This is a genomic window from Mesorhizobium sp. M7A.F.Ca.CA.002.05.1.1, from assembly GCF_003998335.1.
Classification (GTDB): Bacteria; Pseudomonadota; Alphaproteobacteria; order Rhizobiales; family Rhizobiaceae; genus Mesorhizobium.
This window is the reverse complement of sequence record NZ_RZQI01001375.1, coordinates 1-987: the sequence shown is the minus strand read 5'-3', so window position 1 is coordinate 987 and position 987 is coordinate 1. Positions and strand designations below refer to the sequence as shown.

General features: G+C 64.6%; 1 protein-coding gene and 1 pseudogene. One reads left to right on the top strand and one right to left on the bottom strand.

Translation table 11 applies throughout. The annotated features are described in order from the left end of the window. Window positions 1–553 (top strand): annotated as a pseudogene (locus tag EN939_RS35685) (hypothetical protein); the annotation flags it as partial. Here the strand turns inward: EN939_RS35685 and EN939_RS35680 are convergent. Continuing rightward, window positions 548–987 (bottom strand): gluconokinase (locus EN939_RS35680; RefSeq protein WP_164751582.1); only part of this gene is annotated, 440 nt, incomplete at its 5' end. The pseudogene EN939_RS35685 and the gene EN939_RS35680 sit on opposite strands and share 6 nt — an antisense overlap.

The window sequence follows — 987 nt, the reverse complement described above, 5'->3', positions numbered from 1 at the left end:
CGGTATTTCCGAAAGCGCGTTCGGCCTGCGTTTCCTCAACCCGCCGCTGGTCAATGTCGAAAACCGGTTCCTGAAAAGCCGGGTCGCCTTTGATCGCGACGATGCCTACCAAGTCACCATCCGCATCAAGAAGATCCTGAAGCAGAATGGCGTGGTGACGATGACCAACACCGTCCATGCCGGCACGACTTTCACCGAGGCAGCCATGGGCGAAAGCGGCTGGACGCACCTCGCCTCGGCGCCGGCGAATTTTGCCGCCAGGGGCAGAACCGCCCTGTTTGCCATGTCGACCTTCGAAGTGGTTCCCTTCATCGAGTACCGCGCCGTGCTCAGCCCCGAGTTGACGCCGGAGGCATCTGTAACCCCGGCGAAGGACACCGCCAGGGATGGCGCCAAGAACATGGCTGTGCAGGCGCACTACATCCTGCTCAAGCGCGACCGCCTGCTGGAAGCGCTGAGGCTCTACCCCGAGCAGATGCTGACGTGGTCCCGCCGGCAGCGGCTGACCGAGGCGCCGGACAGCACCGGCATCGGAATGGATGAAGGCTCATGACCGGCGTATCAGGCGGACCGCGCCGGCGACGAGCTCACCGACCGGACGTGTGGCATCGAGTGTCAAGGCGCGCTCTTCCGCAACCGGCGGCTCGAGGATGGCGAACTGGCTGTCGACCAGGCTTGCCGGCATGAAATGGCCTTTGCGGCTGCCGACACGCTGCCTGGCCGTGGCAGGGTCGATCTCCAGATAGAGGAAGACGATTTCCGGGCAGAAGCTGCTCAGCCGGTCGCGGTAGCTGCGCTTCAGTGCCGAGCAGGCGGCAATCACGCCCTGTCCGCTGCCCACCGACTCCGCGATGCGCTCGCCGATCGCGTTGAGCCAGCCTTCGCGCAGTTGATCGGTAAGCGGTTCGCCGCTTGCCATGCGTGCGACGTTTTCCGGCGGATGCAGCTTGTCGCCCTCGATAAAGGCAACGCCCAGAGCGGCCCCCA